The organism is uncultured Polaribacter sp., from assembly GCF_947501385.1.
Taxonomy (GTDB): Bacteria; Bacteroidota; Bacteroidia; order Flavobacteriales; family Flavobacteriaceae; genus Polaribacter.
The window spans coordinates 121,438-145,043 of the sequence record NZ_CANMVP010000010.1; the positions used below are offsets into that span (position 1 = coordinate 121,438).

At 33.5% G+C, this 23,606-nt stretch carries 14 protein-coding genes and 1 pseudogene; all 15 read right to left on the reverse strand.

Going from position 1 to position 23,606, the window contains the following annotated elements:
• Positions 1–508 precede the first annotated feature (508 nt).
• The 15 genes and pseudogenes from Q0998_RS08420 to Q0998_RS08480 all read right to left on the reverse strand — a co-directional run bounded on the left by Q0998_RS08420 (position 509) and on the right by Q0998_RS08480 (position 23,563).
• Complete coding sequence (locus tag Q0998_RS08420; RefSeq protein WP_299668845.1) at positions 509–2,488, reverse strand: Ig-like domain-containing protein; 1,980 nt, start codon at positions 2,486–2,488, stop codon at positions 509–511.
• 39 nt (positions 2,489–2,527) lie between these two features.
• A complete protein-coding gene (locus Q0998_RS08425) occupies positions 2,528–4,474 on the reverse strand; it encodes a T9SS type A sorting domain-containing protein (protein ID WP_299668848.1) in 1,947 nt (648 codons plus the stop codon).
• A 216-nt stretch (positions 4,475–4,690) separates the two neighbouring features.
• Positions 4,691–6,571, reverse strand: a complete 1,881-nt coding sequence (locus Q0998_RS08430) for a T9SS type A sorting domain-containing protein (RefSeq protein WP_299668850.1) — start codon at positions 6,569–6,571, stop codon at positions 4,691–4,693.
• 344 nt (positions 6,572–6,915) lie between these two features.
• Positions 6,916–7,074, reverse strand: a pseudogene (locus Q0998_RS19385) (hypothetical protein); the annotation flags it as partial.
• A gap of 394 nt (positions 7,075–7,468) precedes the next feature.
• Positions 7,469–8,656, reverse strand: a complete 1,188-nt coding sequence (locus Q0998_RS08435; protein ID WP_299668853.1) for a putative glycoside hydrolase — start codon at positions 8,654–8,656, stop codon at positions 7,469–7,471.
• Between the two features lie 67 nt (positions 8,657–8,723).
• Positions 8,724–9,209, reverse strand: a complete 486-nt coding sequence (locus Q0998_RS08440; protein WP_299668855.1) for a hypothetical protein — start codon at positions 9,207–9,209, stop codon at positions 8,724–8,726.
• A 78-nt stretch (positions 9,210–9,287) separates the two neighbouring features.
• Positions 9,288–10,514: an arylsulfatase gene (locus Q0998_RS08445; protein WP_299668857.1), complete on the reverse strand. Its 1,227-nt coding sequence runs from the start codon at positions 10,512–10,514 to the stop codon at positions 9,288–9,290.
• Positions 10,515–10,526: 12 nt separating this feature from the next.
• Positions 10,527–11,582, reverse strand: coding sequence for a glycoside hydrolase family protein (locus tag Q0998_RS08450; RefSeq protein WP_299668859.1), 1,056 nt, complete (start codon positions 11,580–11,582; stop codon positions 10,527–10,529).
• A gap of 394 nt (positions 11,583–11,976) precedes the next feature.
• Positions 11,977–13,053, reverse strand: a complete 1,077-nt coding sequence (locus Q0998_RS08455) for a sulfatase-like hydrolase/transferase (RefSeq protein ID WP_366943613.1) — start codon at positions 13,051–13,053, stop codon at positions 11,977–11,979.
• A gap of 75 nt (positions 13,054–13,128) precedes the next feature.
• Positions 13,129–13,605: a sulfatase-like hydrolase/transferase gene (locus Q0998_RS19390; protein WP_366943614.1), complete on the reverse strand. Its 477-nt coding sequence runs from the start codon at positions 13,603–13,605 to the stop codon at positions 13,129–13,131.
• A gap of 305 nt (positions 13,606–13,910) precedes the next feature.
• Complete coding sequence (locus Q0998_RS08460) at positions 13,911–14,867, reverse strand: DUF4998 domain-containing protein (RefSeq protein ID WP_299668862.1); 957 nt, start codon at positions 14,865–14,867, stop codon at positions 13,911–13,913.
• Between the two features lie 18 nt (positions 14,868–14,885).
• Positions 14,886–16,097: a DUF5000 domain-containing lipoprotein gene (locus tag Q0998_RS08465; RefSeq protein ID WP_299668865.1), complete on the reverse strand. Its 1,212-nt coding sequence runs from the start codon at positions 16,095–16,097 to the stop codon at positions 14,886–14,888.
• Positions 16,098–16,121: 24 nt separating this feature from the next.
• A complete protein-coding gene (locus Q0998_RS08470) occupies positions 16,122–18,041 on the reverse strand; it encodes a RagB/SusD family nutrient uptake outer membrane protein (RefSeq protein ID WP_299668868.1) in 1,920 nt (639 codons plus the stop codon).
• 19 nt (positions 18,042–18,060) lie between these two features.
• Entirely contained in the window at positions 18,061–21,444 is a 3,384-nt protein-coding gene (locus tag Q0998_RS08475) for a TonB-dependent receptor (protein ID WP_299668871.1), read from the reverse strand.
• 466 nt (positions 21,445–21,910) lie between these two features.
• Positions 21,911–23,563: a hypothetical protein gene (locus Q0998_RS08480; protein ID WP_299668873.1), complete on the reverse strand. Its 1,653-nt coding sequence runs from the start codon at positions 23,561–23,563 to the stop codon at positions 21,911–21,913.
• Positions 23,564–23,606: the final 43 nt, after the last annotated feature.

The window sequence follows — 23,606 nt, forward strand, 5'->3', positions numbered from 1 at the left end:
AAAAGTTAATATTTAGTTTAATTATTTTAATAGTTTAAACGTATTTTTCATTTACTACATGCAAGAATATATATTCCTAAAGCAATACTACTTACATGAATAACTACATTTTACTCATTTCACTCTTTAATATCAGCTAGTAAAATGTTATTCTAATCGGCGTATCAATTTACTATTTTGTAAGAAAAATTAGTTTCTGATATTAACCAATTCTTTGTTTAAAACAACCTTTTTATTACACTTCGTCGAATATTCATAGAAATAAATGGGTTATTGTAAAAGTTTTAGGTTTTGGAATATTTATTGAAGAAATTTGACACTGGATATTCTTATTCTTTAATAACCATTGCCACAAGGTTTTTATGTAATTTGTTTTGTATTAGTATAAAATTTTTATAGGGATGAGTATTATAAAAAAATACTGATGATTTCGATCACCAGTATTTTTCAATTATGCAATTGTTTTTTTAAAACTTACCACCGATTAAAGTCGGCGACATATTTATTTCTAGTTCTTAATTATTTTTCTTGAGACTGTTTTATATTCATTAGAAATTCTTATAAGGTAAAAACCTGAAGATAATCCACTAACATCAATGGAAGTTGTTCCATTTTTAACAACACCAGAAAGTAATATTTGACCCGTATAATTAACAATGGAATAGGAAGCTTCTTCTGAGTTTCTAAAATCAATATTAATGCTATCTGACGTTGGATTTGGATATACCAGGAGTTTATCTGCTTTTGAGTTATCTTCAATTCCAAGTATAACGTCTCCAAATACTTGTACTTCAGCTAAATTTAAATTAGTGTCGGTAAGGTTCGATTCAATTCTTATAACCTGACCAACAGCAGCACTAGCGTTTATGGTTACATCAGGATTAGGTGTTGTAGTAATTGTTTGTGAATATGTTTGATTACCATTACTATCATAAACAAACAACGTAAAATCACTCAACCTTTGAATACAACAATTATCTATTCTGTTAAATATATTAATGATGTTAATATTGTATTCATCACCAAGATCTACCTCCCACCAAGCTTTAGATTCTAAAGTACCTTCAGCAACGGTTACAGAACCACGATTATAAACACCATCTGTATTATTATCAATAGCAAGTTCTGGTCCGCGATTATTTAATGTTGTAGATTGCGTTGCCGTACCGTTTAATGCTAGGTTTTCACCTAATTCAGGGACTACGTTAACTATACTATTATCAGTGAATCCTCCATCATCAGTAGTTGCTGTAATAGTTACTATTCCTTCAGCTATTGGTGTAACCAATCCGCTAGCACTTACAGTAGCAATTAAATTATTATCCGAAGTCCAATTAACAGCCTTATTGAGTGCATGATAGGGAGTAACATTAGCTGTTAATTGTATTGTGTTATTTAGAGATAAATCTACTTCATCTGGTGTTACAGATACATTTGAAACATTGTTTGTATTGTTTAGGTAAGCCGCAACTGTAGCATCAATATCTAGTAATTGATTGAATTGAGGACTTGCAAATCCATTACCTTCTCGTGCAACCGCCCATGAGTACATACCGCCTCCTGCCATGGCTCGTGTTGTCCATTCAATAGCTTGAGCAGTTGGAAAATCAGCAGCACCATCTCTCCATTTTCGTTGAAAAGGCATTAAAATAGATCCAAGAGCCGTTCCTTCACTAGGGTCAGGGTTTCCATTTAAATCAATCCATGGTCCAGCTTCAATGTTTTCAACCATACCTACATTACTCAAGGTCCAAGTAGGTTGAGTGTTTACAGCCACAGGATGCCCTGCTGTGTAATCACAAAATTTAGTTCCTTGCCTAATGGGCATTCCTGTTTTAACGTGAAATGCAATCATAGCATCTGGATTACCTGTTCTAATAGCGCTTACAAATAATTCGTGTTCATCAGTTGTCATAACACTAGCACGATCTACCCACCAACCATCAATTTTATTACCAAACTTCACAGCATAGTATTCAAGTATTTTTGCAACTCCTTCGTAATGTGTAAATCCTTCAGATGAAAGATAGGTATTCCATGTATTCATTTGAGCAGCTGTTAGATATTGGGAATCCATACCTGTTCTACTGAAATACACCATAACTTTTAACCCACGTTGTTTTAAAGCATCAAGTACTTCACCAAAAAAATCACGTTTTGGAAACAAATCACTTCCCATAATAGCTTCCATTTCAGGATATGGAGACGAATACCAACTCGCTTGATGTCCTCTGTGTATATTGATGTTTACATGGGTTATCGTTGTTAATTGATTTATTTGTTGCATAAATAAATCTACATCAAAATTCTCTGCATTTATGCCAGACCCATCTGGAAAAGCAATATCGTAAGCAGTAGGAAGAAGGATACGAACACCCCAGGTTCCTCTAAAGTCTACTGAACGACTATGCTTTCCTTCTAGTTGTGCTTTAGCTGTTATAGAAAAAGCGATAAGCATTAATAACAGAATAATTTTTTGTTTTTTCATAGTTTTATCGTTTCATTTAAAAGTGCTAATTGGTTAAATCTATTTTTTAATTATCCTTCTTGTGTAGGTTTTATAGTCACCAGAAACTTTTACAATGTATAAACCTGAAGAGAAATTTCTAAGGTCGATAGTATTTCTTCCGTTTCGAATAACATCAGAATGGATGGTTTTACCTAAGTTATCGACAATTTCTATTTCAGCAGCCTCTGCTTTAAAGCCTTTCAAATCAATAGTAATGCTATCAGACACTGGATTTGGATATACCAAGAGTTTATCTGTTTTTATACTATCTTCAATTCCAAGAGTACCCGTAACTTTTACATGGGTTTGCTTGTATTGTCTGTATTCAGCATTTGGAATTGAAACTGTTTTTGTACCAATAAAACTTGTTTTATATAAGTCTGAGGTTATATTGGATATTGTAGTACCATCTGGGAATGTGTAGTCATCACCCGAGTTTATTGTTATAGTTTCAAATTCATTAACGGTAGCTCTACTATCACTAAATCCTAGTAGTTTAATGTCGGCTGTTACACCATTCCAAGGGTAAAGCTCTTTTGGGTTAGCTGCACGAACAGCAGAATATAGATCTGATGTTACTTGAGATACTCCAGATGAATTGGTAACTACGAAAATAGGGAAACTATTTTCGTATGGCTGCAACTTTAAATCAAGACCTTGCGAAACACCAGTTGTATTAGCAGCTGTAATGGTATTTCCAGATTCCTCAAAGTAATAACTTGTGTCATCTGAAGCAGTTTTTGGCATATTGCGTAATTCATGTCTCGTATGATTTTTATAAGTAGATCCAGCGGATTGTATGGCATCTACATCATTACCCAATGCAATAAAATATCTATAGTTTACCAAATCTCCTTGATAAATATCCGTATCAAGTCGGATAGTAGTAAAGTTATTCTGCGCTTTAGCAGTATTAACAAAACCAAACTTATTTATACCAGCACCATTATCAAATATAAATCCGTATCCAGCTCCAGGATTAATTTGGTTATCTCCTGCAGTAAAAGCTACCCAACCATCTGTAGTTGTATTATTAATAGTGGTTCCCCAACCTTGACCACTTTTCTCAGCATATGTACCATTTGAACTCGACATGTATATACGGTTATGCGTATTATCATTATTACAAGTATAAGGTGCATTAATTCTGTCTAATACAGGAGTTCTAAAAGCTTCATCAAAAGTATCCGCATAGTATCCGCTAGTGGTATGATCACCAAAGTTATACAATGCCTGGTCTACTTGAAGAATTCCATTCCCGACATTACGATATTTCGTCCAAATCAATATCTCAGTGTAAAATTTACTATCTCTCGTGGCTTTTGGGTGTCCAATTTGCAACCAAGCTACCGTACTGTATTCTTCAAGCGCGCTATTGTAATAATCTGCTAGCTGAAAACCATAAAAAGGTTTATAACCAGTTTCAGCAATATTGCCATAAGCCCCACCTTGATGATAGATAATTTTATCTTTTATTGGAGCTTGGGCATTTCCTTGATGCTCAACGTTATTACCCACCATATGCCAAACAGCTTCTGTCCATTGGTTATAATAAGTACCATCTATTTGTATATTAGTTGGCGCTCCTCTTTGTTTTGGTATACATTCTCCATTACTATTTCTATAAGAGTAGAGACCTCCACCTGTTGAAACACTAGCTTGATAAGATAGATTAGGGTTGGCATCGGTATACGATAGCCGCGCCATAAATAGGTCGCTTTCTAAATTAGTATTGTTCCATGGACGATTTGCTTCAGTACCATAAGAAGTACTATACGCTTTAGTAAAACTAAATCCAGAGGAACTTAATTTCGCTGGTTGGGTATATTGGGAGTCGTATGCAGCGAATTTAGAAAAAATATCACTGAGCTCCTGTTGATTTTGACTCTGAGCATGTAATAAGGAGGATATTCCACAAATTAAAAGTGATGTAAAAAGTAGTTTTAATTTTCTAAAATTTTTCATGATTTATTTAGTTTCAGTTTATTTAAAAACTATATTTAATTATATAAGTTAACCCGTTGTGCATTTTGATAAATTCTGTCAATTCGAGTGAATTTCACGATTGAATTAAGTGAAATTTGTATCGAGAATAAGAATTTTCGTTTCTAAACTAGTTCTCGACACGATTTTTTTATCAAAAAATACCCACCAATAATTTCGATTATCGGCATTTTTCAATTATTTTTTAATCATTTTTCTTGTATACGTTTCATTTTCATCAGAAACCTTTATGATGTATAGACCTGAAGACAAATTGCTAAGGTTTATAGTATTGGTTCCGTATTGTATATCATCCTGTATTATGATTTTACCTCGGCTATCGATTATTTTCATTTTAGCTGCTTGCGAACCTTTAAAATCAATGGTAATACTATTGGAAACTGGGTTTGGGTGAACTACGAGTCTATCTGCTTTTTTTTTATCTTCAACTCCAAGTATAGCGTCTCCAAATACTTGTACTTCAGCCAAATTTAAATTAGTATCAGCAAGGTTAGATTCAATTCTTATAACCTGACCAATAGCTCCATTAACGTTTATGTTTACATCAGGATTAGGTGCTGTAGTAATCGTTTCGGTATATATTTCAGTACCATTATTATCAGTAACAGTTAATGTGAAATTTGACAATCTGTCTACACAGCAAACATCGGTTCTATTAAAAATATTGATGTCACTAATATTGTATTCACCACCAAGATCTACCTGCCACCAAGCTTGAGACTCTAAAGTACTTTCAGCAACGGTTACAGAACCACGATTATAAACTCCATCTGTATTATTATCAATAGCAAGTTCTGGTCCGCGATCATTTAGTGTTGTAGATTGTGTTGCTGTACCATTTAAAGCAAGGTTTTCAGATGGGGTTATTACAACAGCATCAGGATTAAAAATGTACTCTGAGCTCTTAATCAACCCACGAGAATCAGATACCTCAAAAATAATAATTGTAGCAGTTTCTGGTATACTCGCAGAAATGTTATTACCAGAAATGTTGGCATCGATCGATATCCAGTTCTTTTCATTCAGTTCTACATTATCGCCATCGTTGGTATAATGCATCGTAGCACTACTTATTCCCACAGAAGAAGTAGCAGTAACATAGCCCGTACCAAAAGTAATATATGGCTTACCAACTTCTGGAAGCGGATCACCACCATTAACTACGCTCTCAGCAAATGCGTAGGGCTCTTCCAATTCTGTCCAATTTGTATTTCCATGTCCCCAATTTTTTAATAATATCAAACCTGTAGAACCTTGCACAGCTCGTGAAGATAGCTGATTCTGTGACATATCAAAATGACCATCTCTCATTCTATTAAGGAATAAAGTAGGAAATGTAACATTATTGAAATATAAGCTTCCGTCGTAGTTATCCATAACAAAAGCTGCTTTTGCTCCTGTACCAATAGCATTTCCTTGAGAACCATCAGAACCCCGTAAATATCCACATCCATAAATTGGAAATGCCCAAGCCAGTCGGTCATCTAAGCCCATTATAGTACCTGTTATTGTTCCACCCCAACTTGCTCCCATAATGCCAATCTTATTTGCATTAACTTCAGAAAAAGAAGCTATAAGAGAGTGCGCTTTAACAACTTGAGCAACGGCGTGGTAATACCATTGGTCCTCGATAGGCAAAGTCCAGTCATTAAAAACGCCATTACGTCCTGGACCTGGATTAGGAGTAGCAGTTCCATTTGGAAAATCCCCAAATGTATCCATGGATATTGCGGCATAACCACGATCATTCCAGTATTTTACAGCTTCTGGGAAAGCATCTCCTAAGCCTCCAGAAACAAATATGGCAGCAGGCCAACCTCCTGCTGGTGGAGTACCCGTAGGCGCTGAGTAATAAGCGAATACTTCTACAGGATTATTTAAATAATCAATGGATTCGTAGAGAATACCTGTCATTCCAGCTACAGCATCCACATTGGTAGTTGTCCAATTAGGTGTTTGCTTAAGTTCGGTAACATTCCATGGACCAATGGTTTGGGAATACATATTTAGACCAAACAAAATTGCACATATAAAAATAAAGTGTTTTTGTAAATTCATAATTCAAAGTTTTATATTTAATGGTCTTTAAATGGTCTTTAAATGGTGAAGCAATTTACTTTTTTGTAAAAAAAAATGGATGCTTATATTGACCATTTATTTGCTGAAATAAACCTTCTATTGCACTTTATCGAAAAAAATAGAAATAAAAGAACCTGTTGTAAAAATTTTAGATTTTGGAATATTTATTAACGTAAACTTGACATTATACGTTCTTATTCTTTTAAGAGCTTTTGCCACAAGGTTCATGCAATTTGTTTTGTATTAGGAAAATACCCTTTACATATACATGAGAACTTTTTTTAAAAAAATACCGCCGATTTCAATTAACGGTATCTTTATTTTTATTCCTTAACTATCTTTTTTGAAACTGTTTCATACTCGTTAGAAGTTGTTCCATTTTTCACAACTCCAGAAAGTAATATTTTACCCATATAATTAACAATGGAATATGAAGCCTCTTGTGAAATTCTAAAATCAATAACAAATTTATTATTTGTTGGATTTGGATAAACAGCTAATTTCTTGTATTTATTTAAGAGTTAATAATTTTAGATTACTAATCTCATGGACCATAGGTTTAGATTCCAGCCATAAGGTTCTTGAATCTACTTTACCAGATAGCAAGCGTGTTATCTGGTTATGACTTACTTTATTGTCCTTCATAAATGAGAGGCTTGTCACGGTACTATAGTTCGTTTATTAATCCAAAAGGTTATTAACATTCATAAACGAAATTTAATACTTTTGTGTGTAACATCAGTTAGGTAAAATAAAGTGCTATTTATAATGCAGTGTTTCTTAAATCAATTCAAATGTTGTTCATTTCTCTTTTTTTTGACAGAAATTTAAAATAAACTCTCTAATAAGGTAAACACATTTTATAAGTTAAAAAAATTATTTTTTCCAAGATATTTGAGCTTTACCTGTTTCAATATTTACCCAAACACTTGCATGTTCAAACTCTCGGGTAAACCCCCATCCCTCTGGCGTAGTTCGAGAATATACTCCTTTGGGATCGCCTAATGGGCGTTGTAAATCTGGGTAATCAATTAATGAACCTGAAGACAATGTCCAGCCCCAACCATATTGAAAATAAGAATAAGGCTGTGCTCCAATCAAATAGCAGGCAAGATAATATTCCAATTTTTCTTTTGAAAGTTTTGCAAGTCTTTCATTTCTCTTTGCGCCTTTATAATAATCCTTTTTCTCTTCTGAGACGCCATCATGCTCCACTCCAACACGAAATACCGATATTTTTCCCGCTTTGGCAGTTCGAAGCATATTTTCCCAATCTTCAAGCAGTTTTTCTTTGCTTAATAAATCACTTTTATAATGTTCGAACATATTAGCATCCACTACCGGAAAAACATACTGCGCTATTTTATCATGCGCATTGTTTCCCAATACTATTTTATCCGAGCCTAATTTTTCTTTTAAAGCTTCCATCATATCTCCCATAGCTTTCTGAACCTCTTCACTTTTATCTTTACGCAACCAAGCAAATCCATGCATCTGGTCAATAAAAGCACCATCGGCACCAGAAAATTCAACACCTTTTGCTACCGTGTTTACCCACCAATCGCGAAACCCTGGATTCAAAACATCGAAATAAAACGTATTTCTGCGATGTGCCAGTTCTTTGGTTTTGGGGTCAATTATTAGGAATTTTTTTAGCTCTGGATGCTGGTCAATATTTTCACCAGTAAAGTCTTTATTATAAGAGGTAAATGGCCATGCGTAAGCGGAGTTAAAATAGAAGAGTACTTTCATGTCTGGCTTCACTTTCTTAAAAGCCGCAACATCATGTTTTGCTCCTAATTCCGCAGAACCCAGTTGTTTAAGGGCATGTGATTTTTCGATACAAATAAAATTTGTTCTTTCGGAAATGTGTTCAACTTCCTCTGGAAACAGTACTCTGGTTGATTCGCCAAACATATAATACATGGGCGTGGTATCCCAACTGAATTTAGGGTAAAAATCCTTACTTTCAAAACTACTACCGTCACTTATTACATAGGTATTTTGTGCTATTACAGTTGAGGAAAACACTGTTACTATAAATATATATATTAAAACTAACACTGACTTATTCTTGCTCCTGTACATTTTGATAGTTGGTATTTAATTAATAATTCTTTTAAAAAAAGCGTTAAATTTTTTCGATATAAACATAGTAAGCTGGATGAACAACATCATTTTCATCAATTAATTGCGCTTCCATATCATACTTACCTGCTGGAATACGACTTGTAAAGCTTACTTCGTCTTGTCCTTCTTTGATTTTATCTGATTTTACCAAACCGGCAACATAAATATAGGCCTCTTGAAAATCTGATTTTACACTTGCCGGCATGATTCTATCCAATTCGGGAATTTTTGTTTGTTCAGGAAAGGTAGCATTAATGGCTAAACCGCTTTCACGGGGAAATCTTCTTAGACTAATTTTGTAATCCCCATCTTCCACAAATTCTATTTTCCATCTTCCAGTTGCCGCAGATCCACTGGTTGCTCCATATTGATGCCAAACATGTCCAAATTTGCCCGTAAGCATATCATGAGCGGAAATTCTAGAAGGGTTTTCATGAGGTGAACCCACTTTTATATAACTGTATTTTTCATCTACACCTTCATCCATAAATGATTGCCACCACTTTTCATATCCTAAAGCTAAACGCTCTGCTACCTCTGGATGCTTTTGAACAACGTTAGTTGACTAGATTTTATCATTTTTCATGTTATAAAGTTCATCGCCATTTACCAATCTCCAGTCATCATCCATTACGGTATACGTTCTGTATTTAATAAGATTTTGCATCCGTTGGGTATCCATATACAAAACTCTATTTGGGAGTTTTTCTACTGTATTATATAATAATGGTTTTAAACTAGTACCATCCAACGGCTTTACGGGATTAAAATCTAAACCTAATACATCAACAAATGTTGGAAGCAAATCATAATGCGCCACTAACTTATCAATATCCTTACCTCCTGTAAGTTTTCCATCTGGCCAACGAATAAATAAAGGTACCCGATGTCCGCCTTCATAAACACTTCCTTTAGAACCTTTCATTCCTGCGTCAAATATTTTATTTCCTCCAGCTGTCCCATTATCAGTCGTGAAAATAAGAATGGTATTATCGGTTAAGTTTAAAGCATCTAGTTTTTTCTGTAAATGTCTAAAATTGTCGTCGATATTAGTAATCATACCATAAAACCTTTTGTATCTATCTGGTAATTCGGATTCGCTTATATCTTTATAAATATCGAAGTAATCTTTTGGAACATTATATGGCGCGTGCGGTGCATTGGTAGATATATAGCAAAAAAAAGGATTGTCTTTATTATCCCCTATAAAATTTAAAGCTTCTGAGAAAAATACATCTGTACAATATCCATTGTATTTTTCTGTTTTTCCATTATGCCAATACGTATCATCAAAATAATCATTTCCCCAATAATCGGGTCCTTGGGTAATTCCTCCGCCACCGTGACGGACTACTTCATGGAATCCTCTATCTTCTGGACGAAAAGGATAATTATCTCCTAAATGCCACTTACCAAACATACCGTTGGTATATCCGTTTTGAGCAAAAATTTGAGGCAAAATAACTTCATCTTCAAATAAAAGGGAACGCCCCATAATAGTATGATAAGCATTTACCCGATTAGAATGCCTCCCTGTCATTAATGCAGCCCTACTTGGTGCACAGGTAGTAGAAACATGGTAATTTGTAAATCGAACAGATTCCTCATAAAAAGCATCGATATGGGGTGTTTTTATATACCGATTCCCCATACAGCTTAAATCATTAAACCCTTGGTCGTCTGTTATCACAACAATAATATTAGGTTTCTTTTGAGCTGATAAAATTGTTGGTAAGGCAAATAAAATAAGTAGTAAGACTATAGTGCTGTTTTTGAAAATTTTTAAATTCATTTGTAATGTTATTTAATTTGGAATCCATCCATCAATTTTAACAAAAAATCCAGCTGAAGGGTCTTCATCATGACATGCAAGAAAAAGATATTCTGGTTCTCCGTTTTTCCATAAAATATGTGGGCGTTCAGTACGTGCCAATTTATCTCCAAAGTATTGTTCATTTGTTTTATAACCAATCTCTGGTCTGCCCCAATGTATGCCATCCTCCGATTTATAAATTAACCCTGGGCGATTGCCTCCTGCTTTTATTTCCTTCGCAGGAATAGGGTTTCCTTCTAGCATATTTCTTACTCCCTTTCTATCTTCCACAATCATATAATACATGTCTTTATAATAAAACGCATAGCAATCTTCAATATCTAAATCTTTATCGGCATAACTAATAAGAGGGTTTTCTGGGTGATTCTCATAAGGCCCTTCAATATTATCACTTATCGCTAAAGAAATTTCACGATGCCTTGTTGTACCAAAAGCGTCAGACATGGATTTATAGTAAATCCTGAATTTCCCATCTTTGTCTTTTAAAAAAGTAGGATTTGAAGCATGAATAATATTTGCACCATCTCTTTGTGTTCCTGAAGCTTTAATTATAGGATTATATGGGCTTTCCGTCCAAGGACCATCCAAAGATTTAGAGGTTGCAATACCTATTTCTTGATTGAACCCTGGCGTATCTCTAGACTTTAATAAATAGACCAAAACATAGATATCTTCTACTTGGGATATTTGTGGATTATGATAGGTATGTGTATTGCTGGCAAAAGTAGTATCTACAAAAGTATAAGGACCTTTTGGGGATTTAGCTGTATAATGTACTATTTTACTATCTTTTATCCAGCTCCCATTATTAGGAATGGCAGACATAAATACATGTAATTTCCCTGAGTCATCATAAATTGGAGCCATACACCAATACCACCAACCCTCTGGTGCATCAAGAATATAATCTCCTGCAATATGGGATTTAACAAAAGATGACTCCTTTATGGATAGGTCTTTTTTACAAGAAAAGGAAATAAAGATTATTACAATTGATACTAAGATTTGAATTTTATATTTCATCATATTTTATTGAAATATAAATATCATGATAAACTACTATAATCAACTTTCTCTATTTACCCTTTGTGTTGCTCTAATAATGTATTAGTATAAAAAAGTTTCGACTGCAAAAATTAATTCTGGCAGTACTAACTATTTTCTTCCTTCGTTAACATATCAACTAAAGCTTATAGCTTACATCCAACGTAGATTTGTTGTCCACGACAGGTGAAAAAATATAATTATTTTCATCAATTAATGTAAAAACATAGTGCGTTGCCCCTAGAGGTAGCTTCACAACAGCCTTTCCTTGAGCTATTTTTGCAGGAATTTGATACCAATACCCACTTTTTTTTCCCTTCTTTTTCGTGTAGGTTAAATACACTTTCTGAACCTTTGTTTTTCCTTGTAATTCGGTTTAAAAAGTAACGGTAGCTTCTCTGGTTCTTTTATTATAAAACTGACTAATGATTGAGGGTACCCTATTTTTCCCAGCAATCTCTTTTGTACTTCTTGAATTAAAATACCCTGGTTTTGCTTTCGTTTCTTTTAAGAACGTTTCTAATTTTTCTACCATGTTATGAAACGTATTTCTAAATTCAGGTTTTTGGCTTAAATCATTGTTTTCTTCCCAATCCAAACGATTTCCATTGGCATCATCTAATCGATAAAGGCTATAATCACTAGTCAAATAGTTTTTATACAATTTAAAATCTCCCGCTCTCATAGCACTTCTAATTTCATCGGGACGTCCATGAGGAAAATGCCAGTACAGTATATCCCGCTTTTTACCCGATGTATCTTTCACCTCATTTTCCTGACCCAGTAAATAAGGAAAAATATTAACTCCTCCGAATCTAGCATTTTGTGCTGCGTTACCGGGTGCGCCAGTCATCGCCAAAATTGTGGGATAAAAATCTAACCCTGAAACAATTTCTCGAGAAACATTCGGCGTAATTTCTGGTCCTTTTATAAAAGTAGGCACACGAACACCACCTTCTCTTGTTGATATTTTTCCTTTATCTAAAGGAGCATTATCTGTGGTTTCTTCTCTGGCCCATTCCATTCCTCCATTATCCGAAGACACAAAAAGATAAGTGGTTTCAGATATTTTTTTTCCAGGATATCGCGGATCATCTGTAGCTTCCATAAAGTCGAGAATTTTACCTAAACTCCAATCTAAAGTGCCTACCATAGATGCATAATATGGATTATTTTGTCCTGGTGTTTTCCATTGACCTGGATCTGTCGGGAAAGGTAATCCCATTTTTTTACAGTTATAGGCTAAAAATAAACTATCCCTTGTTTGAATAGGTGCATGTACCAACCAATGTGCCAAATACAGAAAGAACGGTTGTTTACTTTTACTACTTTTCTCAAGAAATTTTAAGGCATCGCCTGTAACTGGATCGTATGGCCGACCTGTTTTTTTATCAATTCGATACATATCATCTTCTTTGTATGTCGCAAAGTCAGACAAGCGATCGGGTTTCATCCTTCTTGTTAATCCACGGGTCTCCGATACATACTCAAAACCTACCTCTGCGGATGATGTTTTTGTAGCTGCATTTCATATATGCCATTTACCTACATGTGCTGTGGTATAGCCATGATCAACCAAAGCATTGGCCAAGGTATATTCTGAAGGGTTCATATGACCTGGTTGATAAGGAGACACCATAATGTTCGCTGATTTAGAAACAGTTTCAGGCTTGCCACCATTAATACTTGTTTTGCCTGATAATGCTGGATGAACGCCTGTGATAAGTGCCACACGACTGGGAGAACAAACTGGTGCTGGAGAATACGCTTGTGTAAAATTAATAGCTTGTTTTGCTAACCGTTTAAAATTTGGAGTTTCCCACGGACAAGGTGCATCTACATCATTCACTTCTGTATCTTGCCAACCCAAATCATCAGCATAAAAAATAATGATGTTTGGTTTGTCAACTTTTATGACCTGACTATAAGAAGAAAATATTGTGAACAGCAATCCAAATATGAAATACGTATTTTTAAAACTACTAAAATAATGGACTCTTTTCATTTTTAGAGGATCAGGATATATCATTTTATCTAAATTATTTTCTTTATTTAATGCTCCAAGGTTTAATTTAAGATAGGATTAAAGGTTCACTCTATAAACTTTCAATCCTATCTGTGTCTTTATATACTTACTCTATGGGTTGATTAAATAGCTTAATCTCCAACTTATAAACAAGATGCTGTATTTGCGAATCTTTTAATAAAACCTTCTTGCTGCTAATTGCCATTTTACATGCATCCCCTTTTTAAACTTACAATTACGGCCTCCCAACCTAATAAAATATTCAGCTTAATTCTTCTCAAAATTTAATCAGGATCTACAGTAAAAGTCCTCACCACTTCGTTAGCTCCTAAATCTTTAATTCCTATAGTAACATTTTGTATATCTGATGTTAAACCAGTAGTATCAAAATTTCCGGTTGTATCTGATGAAGTAAATACATTTGTATTTGCAACTCCATTCACAAAGTAAGTTAATTCTATCGTTAAATCTTTGTTTGCTACATTTTCCCAAAAAATATTGATTCCACCACTAATCGGTGTAATCACTACAGAATCTAATGCATCTACAATATTTTGTTGTAGAATGAACTCCTCCCAATCAGAATCAAATTCGTCTATACTATTTTCTTCTGGCACATAAAACGTACGGTATTGAATCGTTTTTGTAAAATCAACATTATTTAACACAACACGCTCATCTTCGGGCATTGTTGTTACAACTAACTCTTCACCCGTAGTTTCATTAAAATATTTAAATTCAGTATTACGCTCAGATGCACTGCTAATACTTAATTCAACTGCTAAAGAATCTGCATTTGTTCTTGTAGAATTGAATGATTTCGCCAGTAAACTAGAACGGTAAGCATCGCCGTATACGTTAACAAATGCATCTACTTCTACAGAAGATGCACCTTGAGCATCTTTAGTAAAGATAGCAAATTGATACGATCTTTCCTCTAAATTAGGAATTATATATTCTAATGAATCTATATTGTTATCTGATTTTTCATATGGAAAACTCAATATATTCTCTCCACTATTCCATGAGACTAGAACTTCAGTAACAGTAATCGCATTAAATAAGGATGCTGTAATTTTTGCTCTATTTCTACCACTAATAGCTTTAACCGAATCTACTTTATTACTGTACTCAATTTCTCCATTTTCGAGATATTGCTTGAAATTAGCATCCGTTTCAGTACACGATACAAAAACAGCACTAATAATCGCTAATAATATATATAAATTTTTACTAAACATAATCTTCATTTTTAATTTTTATTGTATTTCACCCCAGAATGAAAGTTCGGAAAATATAATATACCCACTCGACTCAAAATTTTCCAAAAATTCTATTCTAATATATCTAACAGGTGGTGAAGGACTTAAAGAGAATTCACTTCCATTTATAGCAGCTTCTTCATCTTCGTTACTCAAACCTTGGTTACCACTTCCTCCATACGTATTTCCAGAAGGACTAGTTGCAACACATTCTCTTAGTTTTATCCAATTACTCATATCGCCATCTGGACTTGGAACTTCATTAGTACCATATATGGTATACACTTTTGGCGCTCCTACTGAGAAATATCTAGTTCTTCGCATGTGCAATTTAAATCGACTTAAATTTGCACTAACACCCAAATCCATAGTAAAAAAGGTTCTCTCATTAACAATAGTAGCTCTGGCAAAATCATTGTTTGAATTAGTTATGTCATTAAACAATTCAGCAACAACCCCTCCAAATGTGGTCCAAATTTCATCACCTTCAATTAACTGATATTGAGAAAAAAGACTTTTATCTAAAGTAGATTCAAATAATGGTGTTAGTAATTTATCTGGCGTATTTGGAAAAATAGTATCTGATTTGTTTTTATATTGATCCCTAAATATAAATGCAAATTTTGTTGGTACAGAAGGATATCCTCTAAGGTTAGCTACCCCATCAGCTACACTGTTATAGAGCGTTTGTGCTATTTCTAAATTTCCAAAATCATCTTCCGCTAATAAATCAATCACCAAAGTCGATTGTTCTGTATTTTGCCAATTAAATCTAGCTCCTCCAAAATCTACATTAACTGTTGCTGAATTTTGTATATCTAATATCGGTGCTCTAAGCGGAGTCCCTACAGCCGTAACAATGTCAGATTCATTACCACTTTTATCTACAGCTATAAAACTAACCACCTTTTCTTCTTCGTTTCCATAACCACGTGCTTCGAAAGTGTTACTAAATTTAGAAGCTCTTAATTCTGTTTTACCAAGAGCTTCTGTTTCATAACTTGCTTTCACATACAATAAATCTGTATCAGAAGGAGCATCAAATTTAATATCAAATCCTCCTGGAACTGCTACTAATTCAACGTTGGTAACTACTCCTGGTTTTTGATTATCAAAAACTAATGGTCCGTGATCACCCTCTTCTTCGCAACCCAAAAGCACAAAAGAAGAAATGCATACTAGAATAAATAAATTTTTAAAATGTTTCATTTTTTTAATTTTTTTTTAATAAAATTACCATCCAATATTTTGAATTAATAAAGGATTGTTTAGCAACTCAGACTCTCTAATTGGCCAGAAATAGTCTTTTTCTGAAAAAGTTGGAGTTACAAGTGTTTGTATTGTATAATAGTCATCTATCTCTTCTCCGAGATAATTCCATCCTCTAATAGGGTTATTATCTAATTTGTCTCTTAATAATTTCCATCGTCTTAAATCCCAATATCTTCTTCCTTCTAAAGACAATTCAATAAATCTTTCTTGTTGAATAATCTCTCTCATGCCCTCTTTAGTTAATGGTTTATTAGGGTTGTTAGAAAAAGAACTCCAACTTGCTACAACACCATCCAATTCTGCACGCTCACGTACTAAATCGATATATTGGTAAACTTCTCCATCTGGACTTGCTTTTACCTCATTTAATGCCTCAGCATAGTATAAATATAAGTCTGCTAGTCTTATAATTGGAAAAGCATACCTAGTGTATGTAGGAGCAGTTGCTTGTGGAGTTGCTATTGTAGTATTTATATTTAATAGTTTTTTTGCAAGATACCCGGTAACCATAGCATTCCCAGGAAAGGGAGATACATTTGCTTCTGACTGTCTTATACGTAATACCCATGGATTTTCATCGTCTTGAAATCTACCATTTCCAAACCATGTACCTCTATCAAATCCCAAATCTGAATAAAAACGAGGTTCTCTGTCAAAATTTAATACCGCTGTTTGTTCCCCTACTTTTAAATAATATTTATTATCAGATTCTTCAATAGTTTTTATTCTAAACCTATTTTCATAATCGTAAGTTAAATCTTCATCAATAGGGACTCCGTTTTTGGTATAGTACGTTTCTGCAATACGTATTGTTGGGCTATGATTGCTCCCAACAGGAGATCTGTCATATACTTCTAATACAGGAAAACAATTTCTTTGTAAATTGTTACTACTGTTACCAGTATACCCCCAAATAATCTCGTTATTCCATGATCTAGTAACTCTCTCTCTTAAAGCGCTATTCAATTTAGTTTCTTCTGATAAAGATAAGATGAAAGGACTTAAAAAATCTTCTTTTTGATGCAATGCAACTCCAGCCGCAGCACAAATATCAATAGCTTCCTTACAAGCTGTAGCTGCTAATTGCCATTTTCCTGGATCATAAGTAGTTGGAAATAATGATTGCCCATCTGGTCCTTTTAATTCAGAAAAAACTGTATTGCCGTTAAATAGAGGGCTTGCATAATTCATTAAAACTCGTGCTTTAATAGCTGCTGCGATAGGTTTTGTAATTCGTCCTAATTGATCTCCAGGACTATCAAGTATTGAAGGTAAAAATGGGATAGCCTCGTCTATTAACTCTACTACATATAAAAAACTATCATCAATAGATTGTCTTCCAATTTTTTCATAATTATTATAGTCATCAGTTACAGAAAGTAGCTCTTTGTTTAATACAATTGGTCCGTACATTCTTAATAAGTAAAAATGATAATACGCTTTTAAAAATTTTACTTCTGCAATCCAAATGTCTCTTTCAAATTCATCGATATCGCGTACTTTTCCAATATTTTCTAGAAAAACGTTACAATGCGTTATTGCTTCATAAAGATCTGTGCCTCCATTAAAACCATTCCAAAAATCATATCTTGGTGCAAAAGTCCCTAAAAAACCATTGGTTACTAAAACGCCATTGGACTGATCATCATTAGCCGGTCGCTGTATTTCATCACCAACATTAAGACCAAGTGTATTCTCAGTACTACTTGCATCTGGCAAATATGAATAGCAGGTAGTTAAATAACGATTTGCATTAACCCTACCAGAAAAAGCATTATCAATGGTTGCTATATTATCCGGAACTACATCCAAAAACTCTCCTTCGCAAGAAATAAATAGACTCGCAAATAAAAACAGTATTATATATATATAATTTTTCATTTCTATGTGTTTTTAATTTTTAAAGTGAAATTTGTGCCCCAATATTAAACACTTTTTGATTTGGATATGATAATCCATTACCTCCCATTTCAACATCCCATAATTTAAATGTACTCCAAAGTGCTAAATTTTGACCTGTTGCATAAAACCTAATCTTTTGCATGCCTATTTTAGAAACTAATTTTTCTGGTAATGTGTAACCAACCTCCACATTTTTAAGTCTTAAATATGCTCCGTCTTGCAAAAACCAAGTACTTGTTTGCGTATTGTTTGCAATTAATTCATCTGAAAGTCTCGGCCATCTTGCATAGGGATCTCTATTATTCTCTGACCAATAATCGTCTGCCCAGACTTTTAACAATTGTTTCCCTCCAACAAAAGGTGCTGTTGCCACTGGGTTAATAAAAAACGATCTATTTGCTAAACCTTGAAAGAAACAAGATACATCGAAACCTTTATACCCAGTAGAAATACCAAATCCGTATACTATTTCTGGTGATGTTTGATTCCCTATAGGTACAGCATCTAAACCACTTATAATTCCATCTCCATTAATATCTCTATATTTTATGTCTCCTGGACCATAATCACCAAACTGTTGAGCAGGCGAGTTATTTACTTCTGCCTGGTCAACAAATAAACGTTCAGCAATAAGCCCATATTGTTGATTTATAGGTTGACCTACTCTTGAAAGCCATGGTGTAGCTGTATAGTCTGGCTCTGAATATTTTGTAATTTCGCTGGTAGCAAATGTATAATTAGCTCTACCTTGAATCCACATGCCATTAGAAAAGTTCTGACTGTAAGACAACATCCCATCTATACCATAACTTCTTGCTTCACCTACATTATCTAGCACTTCAGCTTCAAAACCAAGACTACTTGGTAAAATTGTTTCTAACAGAATATTAGATCTGCGTTCTTCAAATACATCTACTTCAATATCTATTTTATTAAATAATTTCATTTCTACACCTATATTCATTTTCTCAGATGTTTCCCATGTAATTAAAGGATTGGAATATCTATTAGTCGAAACTCCGTTAGTTGACACATTGAAATCTTGTCCAAAAGTATATCCTTGGGTTCCATCAGATAAATTTACTTCAGATAAATAAAAGAATCTATCGTTTGGATCTCCAATGGCATCATTACCAACAAAACCATAAGAAGCTCTAAATTTCAATCTTGTAAAAATATCTTTTATTTTACCATCCATAAAAGATTCATTGGAAACCACCCACCCTAAACCAAAAGCTGGAAACAAACCATAACGTTCATTAGCTGCGAAACGCTCAGAACCATTATAGCCAAAATTTAATTCCGCTAAATATCTATCATCATAAGCATAGGTAAATCTTCCTGACAAACCCATGTTACGAAAAGGTAATGACGTTTGTAAATTAGTACCGTCAATAGAATTTAACCTATTATTTAAGGTATATACAGCTAAGGCAGTTACATCATGTTTATCTTTAATTGTTTTATTGTAAGTTAGTCTAGATTCAAAATATGTAGTAGCTATTGACGATGAAGATGTCCCTTGAAGAGTTAAAGTATTATCTTGTAAATCTGGATTTAATTGCTGAAGAAAGATACTTTCAGTACCATCCGCTGCTATATTGAGAACTGGATTATAATAATACGGATTAGATCCTCTATTTATTGAATAATTAGAAGCTCTAGTAATGTTTAATATTGTTTTAAACGACAAGCCTTCAGTAATCATTTTAAGATCTTGCGATAATTCTAACTGAGCAATAATTTTTGATTCTAGATTTTCTCTATAACCACTTACAACGTCTGCATAAGGATTACCAGAAACTGCACCTGGAAAATTAGGATCTGCATTTCCGAACAAAATATGATCTGTAAATTCGTTTGCTTCATCTTTTTCGTAAAAAGGTCTAAATAACACAGGGTTAGTGGCTATTACTGAATTATAAACTGCTGCTCCACCATCTATTGGACCAGTATAATCAACATAATTTGCATTAAATCCTAACTTTAATTCCGTAGTTTCTGTTAGATCTAAGTTTATATTTGATCGAAACATATACCTTTTTAAATCAATATTACTATTGTAATTATTTACCTCTGGCACTTGTAATATCCCTGTATCTTGACTTGCACCTAATGCTACATAATACCTTGCCTTTTTTCCACCACCACTTAAATTTATATTCATCCTTTTGTTAATAGCATAATCTTTAAACAACTCCTCCATCCAATCTGTAACTGGATATAATAAAGGGTTTGTACCAGCAATAGTATTGTCAATTTTTCTTGGTGAATACAGTTCAACGCCAAAAGGATTTCTTGTGGTAAGTGCCTCATTATGCATATTCATATAAGTAACAGCGTCAGCAAATTCCACATTATCTGTTGGTTGAGATGTAGAATATTCAATCCTAGCATTTACTTTAAGTGGTCCTTCCTTTCCTTCTTTTGTAGTAATAAAAACAACACCATTAGCACCTCTGGCACCATATAATGCAGTTGCTGTTGCATCTTTCATTATAGAGAACGCTGCAATATCGTCAGGATGTATACGTGCTAAATCTTCTACTGTTAATTCTACACCATCAATTAATATTAATGGTCCTTGATTGAAACCAAAGGTAGTTATACCTCTAATAAAAAACGCTACATTGTCTGCGCCAGGTTCTCCTCCTGCTTGAAACCCAGTTAAACCAGCAACTTGCCCTAACAAACCTGTAGTTAAGTTGCTTGATGGTACTCTTATATCTTCTGGCTTTACTGTAGTAATGGAAGCAACCATACTATTTTTCTTTTGCTTTCCAAAACTTACGATTACTACCTCATCTAAAGACGCAGCATCTTCTAGCATCACTATATCTATCACTTTTTCATCACCTACTGTTTTATTAATAGTCTCCATACCTAAATACGAGAATATTAATATATCTCCTTTTTTTGTTGCTATATTATATTTTCCATCAAAATCTGTTTGAGTACCTGTTGTTGAGCCTTTAATTAAAATATTTACACCTGGCAAAGGAGTTCCATCTATAGATGTCACTGTTCCAGAAATTATCTTTATTTCTTGAATATCAGGAATTTTCAAATTAGAATTCTTATCTTTTTTGGTAAGAAATATTTGTTTATTTATTACTTTAAAAAAAGTATTAGATTTTGAGAATATATCTTCTAATACAGCTTTTACCTCTTTCTTATCAGCATCAATGCTTATTTTTCTTTTTAAGTTTATATTTTCTATTTTGTAAACAAATTTAAAATCTGTTTTACTTTCAATTTCTTTAATAATCTGTTCCAAAGGAACATCTATTAACTTCAAAGAAACTTTTGTTCTTTCAGAGTAAGAGCTACTTGCTTGCAATGGAAGTATTATAGCAAACATAACTAGTATGTTAAAACTCATTTTAAAAAATTTAATTTTTTTACCGATAGGTTTTTTCATATTTTTGAATGTTAGTTGGATTAATTTCGTTAATAGTCAATTAACGACTCTATTAATTGGGAAATGTGTCCGCATTTCCCGATTTTAAATTTTAATAAAGTCAATGTGGTTTCTTTCTTAAATGTTTTGATTGGATTTTTCTACATGAGCAAATTAGTTTTTAATAATTATTGGTTTAGCTAAAAGATTATAGAAATTTCTTTTAAAAAATCACTATATCCTAAATATGTAAGCAACTTTTTAAAATGTTTGATAAATAACAGTTCACAATTTCTGATATTAATAAATATTTAACATTCTCTTTTCTATTACACTTTTGCTCAAATCAACCAAATCTTGTTTAGACAAAAGTTCTTAGAGGTTTTTGGGTGTTATTAGCATTAACTATTTTCAATACTAGAAGATAAAGTGCTACTATATATTATATTTATTCCCTTCTGAGCTCATTTACTTTAGTATGCGCATGATTTTTAATATGTCTCTTGTAATCTTGAGTATATAAAGTTGCAACAGAATTATTCTTTTCTGGAAGTTTATGATACGCTTCCCATGCTTTGTCATACACTTGAATCCACTTTTGAACACTTTTGGTATCTCCTTTAGATTCTGCATCTGACATGTATACCAAAGCACGGTATATTTTATATAGTAACAACCCATACTCTGCAGAACCTATGGCATAACTACGTGTATTTGCATCATTCCATTGAATTGATTTGGCTAATTTTACAATTTTTTCCCATTTCGCTATAGCCTCATCCTTTTGTTTTAGATTTCGCTTTTGACTAATAGGATCTTCTGCAGGAACTGGCCATCCAATACCTTGATCTCTAGTCCACCAAGGATTCATATCTCCATGCGTTGTATTTCTGCCTCTTACTACTGCTTCTGCGGAAAGCAAACATAATTTCCTAAAGGCAATAATATCGTCACCTTTTAATTTTAAACGCTCTTTTGCATATCTATTAAAAATGTGTTCTTCGGTTTGCTTGGTATCGTTAGCCCATTGCGCCATTACCCAAGCATTTAAGTCACACCACATTTCGTTTTTTATATACGGACCTTCCCATCCACCGCCACGAGACCACGTCCAAACGCCTGCATACAAATTTGGTTTTTCAGTAACAAATTCATCTAAACTATTAATTTTTTCTTCTGGCATATTGGCATGTTCTTCAAAACCGTTAATAACGCCATTGGCAACATAATTGGGATATGCACCTTTACCCTCATATTCTCTTGCGCATTGCACTTCAATAATTTGCCGATGACGACCTTGTCCTATAATTTTACTAAACGGATTTGCTCTATGGAAATCACCTTCACAATGTTTAATACTAATGACTAAGTTTTTATGAGGTTCCACGGAGTCGCTTATTTTCAAATATTTCTCCATATTTCTATCAAAAGCGATCCACGTACGAAAAATTAATTTTTTGTTATTTTTAATACAAATCTCTTCTTTCAAGATTTTCATTAGTGGGATAATTGTTTTTTCAGCATTGGTCTTATTTTCTATATGTCCCTGATGATAAGGTGCATCATGTAAATAAGTTTCTCCTATACGAACTACCAAACCGTCAAGGTCAGGAAACTGACGAAACATTTCGTTGATTTGAGCTCGAATTAATTTTTCTGTAAGTGGATTATTTGGATCTCCAAAAGTTTTTTCGATATCATATTTTTTTATCAATCTTTTCGGAAACAAAATAAGATCAGACATGGCGTAAATATCGATGTTTTGTGCTTTACTGTCTGCATGCATCTTTTTAATCTGCGCTGCCTTATTGTCTACCCATTTACGTTCCTCTGAACCTTTAGGCAAAATATCTGGATCCACAGACTCCCAGTTAATAGCTAATGCTGGAGACTCAAAAAGAAAATAAACCTTGCCATTATATCCCATTTGTTTTATTACAGATGGATCGTTATAAGCCGATTCATAAGGTTTATCTCCTGGGTTATGATGAACCATATCTAAAATTAAAGGACTAGTATTGTCGTTCTGCGCTGATAATTCTGAGCAGTAAGCACTTATAAATACCAGTAAACTAAGTGTTAGCTTATTATAAAAATTCAATTTATTTATAATTTTTTAATATCAATTATTTTTTAAGAGATTA